Raw genomic sequence first — 9,369 nt, forward strand, 5'->3', positions numbered from 1 at the left:
CAAGCTTTTTTATTAAATATTTACTTTAACAATGGTGTTGTTAATAACATACCACAAATATCCTGAAACATTATCGTTGCCCATTTGTTTCAGTATTTCCATATAGCGTTGCACTTGTTGTTTGTATTCTTCGCGTTCTTTTCCGAACTTAAAATCGACCACTATTATTTCCTTTCCATTCGTCATAACGCGGTCGGGACGATGCTCTCGCATTTCTTTTGTATTTGTATCATACTCTAAAATGGTGCATTCGTTATACAGTTTCCATTTATCGGAGAACCATTCCTGCACCTGTTCGTTCTTTATCGCATCTTCAATCTTTGTGCGTAGCTGTGCAGAAGTAATTTCATCGTTGTATATAATGCCCTGTTGTTCCAATTCGTTCAACTTTAACGGTATGTCTGCCGTTGTGTAAATGGTTGAGAAAAGCTGATGCAGAACATTTCCAATCTTAATGTAGCGCATCTTGTCCGATGGGTCTGCGTCTTCTCCTTCTATAAATTCTCTACTCTTATTACTTTGCCGGAAGTTTGCAGCCTGTGGGTATGTGGCAATGTTTACAACATGTTTTTCGGGCATAACGAGGAACGGATTATCCCCCTTTTGCCTTTCTTCGGTTTGCGTTGCAGCATCTAAGGTGCCGTATTCAAAGTGGATAGGCAACTTTACATCGTCGGGGAAGTCTAACGAACTGCCTTCCAACTGCTCGTTAATTCTTTCCAAAGCAACTTCAATAGCTTGCGAACGATTTTTCGACGGCGCATTGTTCTTTCTGTCTTTGAGTGCCGTTTCGCCCATTCTGCCGCCGGAAACGAATAGGTTTTTCGATGCGCGGGTGAAGGCAACATAAAGCATATTCATGTTGTCGATGGTATTTTGGAAGTGCTCTTCCTTGTAATCGTCCTCAAAAACCGTGTCGAGCAGTCCTGTTTTAGTGAAGTCTATCGGCAGCAGCGGCAGTTTATTGAAAGGCTTTGGCTTATCTGCCGTTTCGCACCAAAGTGTGTATGACTTCTCCAATTGCCAATCGCAGAACGGAATAATGACATTCTCAAACTCCAATCCTTTGCTTTTATGAATGGTCATAATGCGTATTCCTTCTATCTCGTCGCTCTGAATTGTCTTGGACGAAAGGGTGTTTTCCCATTCTTTAATAAAGTCATCGATGTCTGCAGTATGGTCTTGCAAGTAGTCGTTCAGCGTGTCGTATAGGGTGCAGATATACGAACTCTGTCCTTCCAATCGGTCGAGACCGAACAGCATAAACAGTTTGTCTACCAAATCGATGATAGGCATGCCTAAAAGAGCTTCTCTTTTTTCGACGTATTCCTTTGGCAATGCACTGTTTAACTTTTCTGTTTGTCGTTCGTAAGCTAATCTGCGCCTTTCCTTTTTATCGGTTATTTCCGTGCCGGTATCGTCGTGGTTTGGCAACGAAACCAATAGTTCGGTATCGTTTACAGGCTTTTTCAGCACTTCCTGATTGTAGAGTTTTACCAACTTTCCACGCGTAAGATTGTCTTCGGGGTGGGTGAGAAGGTGCAGCGCACCGATGATAACATTCACTGCCAACGATGCGTCCAAGCGGAAAGCCTCATCGGAAACGATGTTTATTTCGTTGCCAAAAGCTTCTAAAAGGCAATTTACAATGTCTTGAATAACGGTGTTTGAGCGAATAAGAATTGCGATTTTGCTTTGATTTTTGCCCGAATAACCCTTATCGAATAGTTCGCGAATGGTTTCGACGAGTTGGTTTAAAATGTTTTCTCTGTATTCCTTGCTTGGCAGCAGGTCTATTTTAACGTAGCCGAAATGTTTTGTTTTATGTGTTTTCTGTGCTACGTCTTCGTATGCTTTCCGCACGATGGCAGCCTTTTCTATCTTGCCTTGCTCCAATTCTTCTGCCGTATCATTGACACATTCTTTCCAAAAGGCGTTGTTGAAGTCGATAATTCGCTTCTCCGACCTGTAATTGTAGTCGAGTGTTTGCAGATTGATTTCTTGGTTGGGAAATTCGTTTTCTATATCGTTCAATATGCGCCAATCGCCTTGCCGCCATCTGTAAATGCTTTGTTTTATGTCGCCTACTATTAGGTTTTGCGATAGTTCTTGCGCCATACAGTTATTTAACAGTGCCAAGAAGTTTTTCCATTGTATGGTGCTTGTGTCTTGAAACTCGTCTATCATGATATGTTTAAGGTGCGCACCAATCTTCTCAAAGATAAAAGGAGTGTCGCTATCGGAAATTAATTCTTTCAGCAACGCTTGTGTATTGCTGAGCATAAACCTGTTTGATTCTTTGTTCAGGTTGTCTACGGCGTCTGCAATGGCGTGCAACAAGCGTAGTTGCGACAGGTGCGACAAGGTTAATCGGATAGACTGAAACTCGTTCCAATGCTCGTCGTTATAGTCTACTAACGCTTTCAGCTTGTTGCAAAGCGCACTTGTTGCAAGTGCTTTTATTATTTCCTTGTCAGCCTTTCCGCACTTGCTGCTTGCCCATTTGTCGGGATTTTCCATTGCTTTCGCCACTGCAGCCTTAGGTGCTTCGTTGGAAAGCGGTGCCGTGGCGCAGGCTTCTATATACGAATAAAGCCCGCGTGCAAAGTTGGCGGGTATGTCTTCGTTGGCATCTCTAAGGTGGTTCAGAATGTCTTTTGCAATTTCGTTGAACTCGTTTTTAATGGCATTTCTGCGGTTTCGCAGTTCTTTTTCATACTTTTTGAAGTCTTCGGTATCGCTCAGCCGTATTTTCAATTCGGCTTCATGGGCTTTGTAGAAGTCTTTAAAGATATTCAGACCAAAGGTTTTTATCTTGCCGATGATGTTCCAACCCATATTGTCTTCAATGCTGTTGTTGATGTAACTGCTAATCCACTGCAACACAGGTTGCCCTTCTTCAAGGCTTTCTATCATTTGGTCTACTGCCTTTCCTTCTATCTGTTCGTTGTCAAGGTCTACTTTGAGGTTGGCAGTCTGCCCCAATTCGTGTGCAAGATTGCGCAAAACCTGCTGAAAAAAAGCATCAATGGTTTGAATTCTGAAGTTGTTGTACTTGTGTATGAGCAGCGTCAGTGCAAACCGTGCATTGTTTCTAATCACGACGTCGGGCATTCCTGTCTTTTCCCGAACCTTTTCGAGGTATTGTGCAGACGACTCCAAGCCGTTTGCAATGCCATAAAGCTGCGAAAGTATTCGTATTTTCATTTCCTGTGTAGCCTTGTTCGTGAAAGTTACCGCAAGGATTTGGCGGTAATTCTCCGGGTCTTTTACAAGTAATGAAATGTATTCAACGGCAAGGGTAAATGTTTTTCCCGACCCTGCCGATGCTTTATAGACAGTTAAATGCTTTTCCATTCTGCTCATCTTATACCATGAATAATTTTGTTGTAAAGTTAGTTATAAAAAATGAAATACAGAAAAGCATACTCCGAAAATGCCTATGGAATAATATATTTTCCGTATTTTCGCACCCAAATTCTTACACCGAACTCACGTTGTTCATCTGCGGAAAGAAGCTAATAAATACGTAAATATTTTTCGCAAGTAAAACTGTTGCATAACCATTTATCCGTCAGTGCATTACAATACCTATTGTTTCGCGTTTCAAAAGCGTAGGTTTTGCACGGTAAAAGCGGCTGTTTTGCGCTGCAAAAACTACGCTTTCGCAATGCGAAAACGCAATTGTCGCTTTTTAACGGAATTATCTTTACAAAGCCAAACCGAAAAACGCTCGCTGTTTCATCAGCATTTACAGCTCCATCGAGACTAATAGCTAACCTCAACGGACGCCGGGAAAATTCGGCAAGGGTCGAAGTATTCCGCACAACTGTTTATCATATCTTGCAAGGTTGCCTTGACTTTGCCTCGGTAAAGCTGACGCCCATTGACGATAACAGTAACAGGCTTGTTCATATCTACAAGCCGATTGTTAAGATAGATGCGCAGCTTTCCGCCTTTCGCCTGCTTGTAAGAACGGTTGAATTTCATTTCGATGCCCCACTGTTTGTCCTTCTCTACAGTAGTGTATTCCGCATCGCTGATATTAATTGCTATGACATTGCCATTGACAGTCATATCGTAATAAGTGCGATTTTTTGAAGGACGCACCGACACTTGCAGGTTGTAGAACCCCGAACGATGGCGTCCGTCCATCTCAAAATCTTCCCAAAGAACCGTCTTCGGATATGGGTTCCTGACGAAATTCTTAAGCCACGGAGTGGTTAAATCGTAGTTAATACGGTGTTGCATACCCGGGAGGAGGTTGATGCGATGCCGAAAGAGAGGTTGGTTGTCAGCCGAAAGAGGACAATACAACTGCGCAGAATCGAAAGCCGTTTGTGTGTAGTGGGTTAGAATATTGCGGTAGAAGCCGGTGTCGTCTGCCCCCGTCAGGAAGGAAAAACCAATGTTGGCGCAGTTTTCCACAGGGGCATTCTTCAGCGGTTCGCCCCCTGCCATAGGTCCGGCTGCCGCCCAATAGTCTGCGTAGAATGAGGCAAGACGCTGGCTGCCATAGCCTCCTTCGGATATTCCGAATATGTAAAGGCGGTTGGCATCGACGGTTTCATCGGCAAGTGCTTGGCGTATAAGTTTTTCCCAAGCAAATTGTTTGGCAAGCTGCCACCAACGGTAGCTGCTTTCGTTGGGTATCTGAGGAATGAAATAGAGCGACGGAGCATCTTTAAACCTATTTCCCAACAACAGCCCTGTTTGCCATTCCTGCGCTTTCGGCCCCGAGCCGTGGAGGTAAAGGAAAAGCGGAAGTTTCCCGTCAGCCTTGCCTTTTACGCCATAATAATAAGGCATAATGGCGTTCGGCTCCAATTCTTGCGGTAAGTTCCACGAGGCATGATTGCCTTTTTGCAGGCTTTCCGGCTTCATGAGTTTCTGCTCTTGCAATTCGCGATTGGCATCGCACCATGCAGTCCACACCATTTTTTGATTGTCGGAAATGTCCTTAGCCTTTATTTGTTTCTGTATGTCGGTGGAGTAAATCGTGTTGCGCACATAGTCGGCTTTGCTCTTCAATTCTGCGCCCTGTCTTGTTTTTAAGGTTTGCAGAAAATAGTTTTTCATTTTCTCCTGCAGATTTTGCGACTGTGCATGTGCACTGTTTGAAGTCGTAGACAGTGCGAGAGCTACCGTCAGTGCTATGGTAAGTTTATTGAAGTGTATCATAATATACTTTCAAATTTTAGGATTTAGTTTACTTTCTTATTCAGGTTACTGCATAATTTTGTTATTCTGAGAGCACGAGTTGCCAAGTTGAACACTCAAAACCATTTACAGATAACTTTTCATTGGAGGACAAAGGTAAACATTTCCTACGGATTGTGCAAGTGCGGTTTGCTGTTTTTCGACCATAATAAGCAACTCCCAAATATTTAACCCCAATCGGCCATTAGGCCGCATTTGCTTATCTTTGTTATTACCGTCATGCTTCCTTGCTGCTTTCGTCCGCTTGCCGGCATCTGCGCTGCCATTCCATCTCGCCGTAGCCCGCTACGCCTTCGATGTAATGGCAGCACATCTGCGCAACAATCGAACAAAATCAGTCAAGGACGCTAATGACTGATTGGGGTTAAAAGTAGCTAAAATCAGGCATCGGATTTAACACGAATGGAAGTAACGAAATAGAAACGTGAAACAATGAAAAACGGTATTGAAAACTCAAAAAATAAGAATGGTTTTGCAAAAGCGTAGGTTTTACAACCTCAAAGCGGCTGTTTTACCTTGCAAAACCGTAGGTTTTACATTGCGAAAGTACCGCTTTCGCACGCTGAATTTATTCGTTTTGTCGTGTTTTATGTTTTATATTCCGGTGCCAAAGAACTTGTTCGTTGCACAGATATACCCATAGCAGGGGTTTATCCGCTGATTTACAATGGTATGAGTATTGCACGCAAAAAGTGCCATTATTTGCAATCAATTTGCTTGTTGTGCGGAAAAACGCAATTCTCAGCGTGTTTCACGGCTTCGTTTTTAACAGTTAGGATACTTTGTTTTAGCTTCTTTAACGTTATGGTGAATTTATATTGCAGAATAAGAATGCTGTCGGGGAAACCGTCAGATTATGTGCAGACTTGGGCGAACGCCATTCAACGGCGTGCATTTAAAAAAGCATGTGAAGCGAATAAAAGTAGATAAAAAACTTGTTCACGATGGTATGTTGTTGTATCTTTGCAGTAAACGAACAGAAAAACATTCGTTCGTTGGCGTATAACTCATTTAAAAACATAAGGTGAACAGAGCAAATAAATATACTTTCAGACTTCCTGCAGAGTGGGAAAAGCAAAGTGGCATCATGCTGATTTGGCCACATAACGAAACAGATTGGCAACCCTGTCTGAAGGAAATAACAACAACTTATCTTGAACTCGCCGATGTTATAACACGGTACGAGAAGTTGCTGGTAGTAGCACAATACATAGAGGAAGTAAAGAAGCTACTTGCGGAACATCTGAAAGCAGAGCAGTTTCAGCGAATAGTATTTCGCCAATGCAGCAATAACGATACGTGGGCAAGAGACGTTGCACCCATTACGTTGCTTCCCATGGCGGAATACCTCAAAGCAAACATAGCCCCGCATCTGTTGGATTTTTGTTTTAACGGCTGGGGAGAAAAGTTTAAGTCGGATAAAGACAATTGCATTAACCGACAACTTTACTTTACGGAAACCTTCAAAGGCGTGTTGGAAAACCATAAAGACTTTGTTTTGGAAGGGGGTTCGATAGAAAGTGATGGCAGACACACGCTGTTTACAACAACCTCGTGCCTTACCGCACAACATAGAAACCAACCTTTGACACGAGAAGACATCGAAAAGCGTCTGCTTGAAATATTCCCCGATATGCACCGTGTCGTTTGGATTGAACACGGAGAATTGCAAGGCGACGATACCGACGGGCACATAGATACCATTTTCCGCTGTGCGCCCAACGATACATTGCTCTATATTGGCACCGACGATGTAAACGACATACACTACAACGACTTGAAAGCACTCGACAAACAGGTGCAATCGTTGAGGACTTTGGACGGAAAACCTTATCGGCTTTATAAGTTGCCTTTGCCCGAAGCCATTTACGATGAAGGCGAAAGACTGCCTGCGACCTATGCGAACTTTCTGGTTCTTAACGGCGCGGTAATTGTTCCGACTTACAATCAGCCCGAAACGACAAGCAGGCTTTAGACATTATGCAGGAAGTTTTCCCCGGTTATGATGTTATCGGAGTCGATTCTCGAACGATAATACGCCAACACGGTTCCATTCATTGTCTTACAATGCAGTTCCCCGAAGGCGTTTTATAAAGGTATAAGCTAACTTTCCACATTGTTTTAAAATCCAAAGCGATATATATTATGAGAGAATTGAAAATAGGAATGCTTCAGTTGCACAATACAGCCGACATACAAAAGAATATAGAAAACCTTGTCGAAGGTATTAGGGATTTGGCAAAGCGCGGTGCCGAACTCGTTGTTTTGCAAGAATTGCATAACTCGCTCTACTTCTGTCAGGTGGAAGATGTAGACAATTTTAATCTTGCCGAGCCCATTCCCGGACCATCAACAGAAGTCTATGGTGCGGTGGCAAAAGAATGCGGAATAGTTCTTGTAACCTCGTTGTTCGAGAAACGCGCGGCAGGGTTGTACCATAACACCGCAGTTGTATTTGAAAAAGATGGCACGATAGCAGGAAAATATCGGAAAATGCACATTCCTGACGACCCTGCCTATTACGAAAAATTCTACTTTACGCCGGGCGATATAGGCTTTAAACCTATCGATACGAGCGTTGGACGCTTGGGAATACTGGTCTGTTGGGACCAATGGTATCCCGAAGCAGCAAGATTAATGGCTTTACAAGGTGCTGAAATTCTGATTTATCCTACTGCAATTGGATACGAAAGCAGCGATAGCGAGGAGGAACAGCAACGCCAGCGCGAGGCGTGGACAACGGTAATGCGCGGGCATGCTGTGGCAAACGGCTTGCCGGTAGTAGCAGTAAACAGGGTAGGGTATGAGCCTGACCCAAGCCAACAAACAAACGGAATACTGTTTTGGGGCAGTAGCTTCGTAGCCGGGCCGCAAGGAGAACTTCACTATCAAGCGTGCACAGACGACGAGGAAAGCATTATTGTTAATATAGACCTTGAACGAAGCGAGAATGTACGCCGATGGTGGCCCTTCCTTCGCGATAGACGCATCGACAGTTACGGCGAAATAATCAAACGTTTTATCGATTAGAGGTTTTCAAAAGTATGGTAACAATAAAGAAAGCACTGCTATCCGATTTGCCGGTTGTATTATCGATAATACAGCATGGCAGGGAGAAAATGATGGCATCGGGCAATCTTCACCAATGGGGAAGTACGCACCCTGCTGACGAACAAATAAGAAATGATATTGAAAAAGGGAATAGCTATCTCGTAATATCGGACGAAAAAACTCCCATAGCTACTTTTGCTTTCATTAAAGGCATAGACCCTACCTATCTTAAAATAGACGGAGAAGGGTGGCTGAATAACGAACCATACGGTACAATTCACCGAATTGCATCTGTTCCAAATGCTCGTGGTGTTCTTTCAGCGGTGGTAGAGTATTGCTTTCAAAAGGTAAAGAACATCAGAATAGATACCCACGAAGATAATATAATAATGCGTAACGCATTGAAAAAGTTAGGCTTTACTTATTGTGGCATAATACATTTGGAGAATGGAGACCCACGATTAGCATTTCAAAAAACATTAACAACAATATAATATATGACAGAGAAAGAGAAACAAGGGAAAGGATTGCCTTACTATGCTTTGGATTCGGAATTGTTGAAAGAGCTCGCCGAATGCCAAGAAGAGTGCTTTAATCTTAATCAACTCTCACCTTCCAAGCAGGAAGAACGCACCATACGGTTGCGAAAGCTATTGGGTAAGACCGGAAATCAGTTCAAAATAATAGCTCCCTTCTTCTGCGACTATGGCTATAACATAGAAATTGGCGAGAAATTCTTTGCCAATACAAACCTTGTTATATTGGACGAAGCCAAAGTAACGTTTGGAAAGAATGTTTATATAGCCCCAAATTGTGCTTTTTATACTGTCGGACACCCTATCGATCCGCAAGAAAGGAATGCAGATATGGAATATGCGTACCCCATTACGGTAGGCAACAATGTTTGGATTGGTGGCAATGTGGTAGTTCTTCCGGCGTTACCATTGGCAATAACGTAACTATCGGTGCAGGCTCGGTGGTAACAAAAGATATTCCCGATAATGTTGTTGCGGTTGGAAATCCGTGTAAAGTAATAAGGAAAGTAGAGAACAAATAAAGACATTACTGCGAGAATAAAAGTCATTGAGTATTGATTTT

At 43.0% G+C, this 9,369-nt stretch carries 5 protein-coding genes and 2 pseudogenes; 5 read left to right on the forward strand and 2 right to left on the reverse strand.

Annotated elements, in window-relative coordinates; genetic code table 11:
- Nucleotides 1-12: 12 nt before the first annotated feature.
- Both JCM15124_RS09875 and JCM15124_RS09880 read right to left on the reverse strand, forming a co-directional pair.
- On the reverse strand, nucleotides 13-3,357 hold the full coding sequence (locus tag JCM15124_RS09875; RefSeq protein ID WP_024999297.1) for a UvrD-helicase domain-containing protein: 3,345 nt from the start codon (nucleotides 3,355-3,357) through the stop codon (nucleotides 13-15).
- Nucleotides 3,358-3,768: 411 nt separating this feature from the next.
- On the reverse strand, nucleotides 3,769-5,181 hold the full coding sequence (locus tag JCM15124_RS09880; RefSeq protein WP_024999298.1) for a carboxylesterase family protein: 1,413 nt from the start codon (nucleotides 5,179-5,181) through the stop codon (nucleotides 3,769-3,771).
- A 244-nt stretch (nucleotides 5,182-5,425) separates the two neighbouring features.
- Here JCM15124_RS09880 and JCM15124_RS15975 point away from each other — a divergent pair, with 244 nt between their 5' ends.
- The 5 genes and pseudogenes from JCM15124_RS15975 (at nucleotide 5,426) to JCM15124_RS14055 (ending at nucleotide 9,328) form a co-directional block, all read left to right on the forward strand.
- Entirely contained in the window at nucleotides 5,426-5,578 is a 153-nt protein-coding gene (locus tag JCM15124_RS15975) for a hypothetical protein (RefSeq protein ID WP_156930705.1), read from the forward strand.
- A 666-nt stretch (nucleotides 5,579-6,244) separates the two neighbouring features.
- Nucleotides 6,245-7,314, forward strand: a pseudogene (locus JCM15124_RS14050) (agmatine deiminase family protein).
- 51 nt (nucleotides 7,315-7,365) lie between these two features.
- On the forward strand, nucleotides 7,366-8,250 hold the full coding sequence (locus JCM15124_RS09905) for a carbon-nitrogen hydrolase (RefSeq protein ID WP_024999299.1): 885 nt from the start codon (nucleotides 7,366-7,368) through the stop codon (nucleotides 8,248-8,250).
- Between the two features lie 14 nt (nucleotides 8,251-8,264).
- Nucleotides 8,265-8,765, forward strand: a complete 501-nt coding sequence (locus tag JCM15124_RS09910; RefSeq protein WP_024999300.1) for a GNAT family N-acetyltransferase — start codon at nucleotides 8,265-8,267, stop codon at nucleotides 8,763-8,765.
- A 3-nt stretch (nucleotides 8,766-8,768) separates the two neighbouring features.
- A pseudogene (locus tag JCM15124_RS14055) lies at nucleotides 8,769-9,328 on the forward strand (sugar O-acetyltransferase).
- The last annotated feature ends 41 nt before the right edge of the window (nucleotides 9,329-9,369 follow it).

It is taken from the genome of Prevotella falsenii DSM 22864 = JCM 15124 (genome assembly GCF_000613945.1).
GTDB classification, from domain to species: Bacteria; Bacteroidota; Bacteroidia; order Bacteroidales; family Bacteroidaceae; genus Prevotella; species Prevotella falsenii.

Bases quoted from the DNA above. Each gene is read 5' to 3' on its own strand.
- JCM15124_RS09875 (WP_024999297.1), bottom strand. From the start codon at position 3,357: ATGGAAAAGCATTTAACTGTCTATAAAGCATCGGCAGGGTCGGGAAAA.
- JCM15124_RS09880 (WP_024999298.1), bottom strand. From the start codon at position 5,181: ATGATACACTTCAATAAACTTACCATAGCACTGACGGTAGCTCTCGCA.
- JCM15124_RS09905 (WP_024999299.1), top strand. From the start codon at position 7,366: ATGAGAGAATTGAAAATAGGAATGCTTCAGTTGCACAATACAGCCGAC.
- JCM15124_RS09910 (WP_024999300.1), top strand. From the start codon at position 8,265: ATGGTAACAATAAAGAAAGCACTGCTATCCGATTTGCCGGTTGTATTA.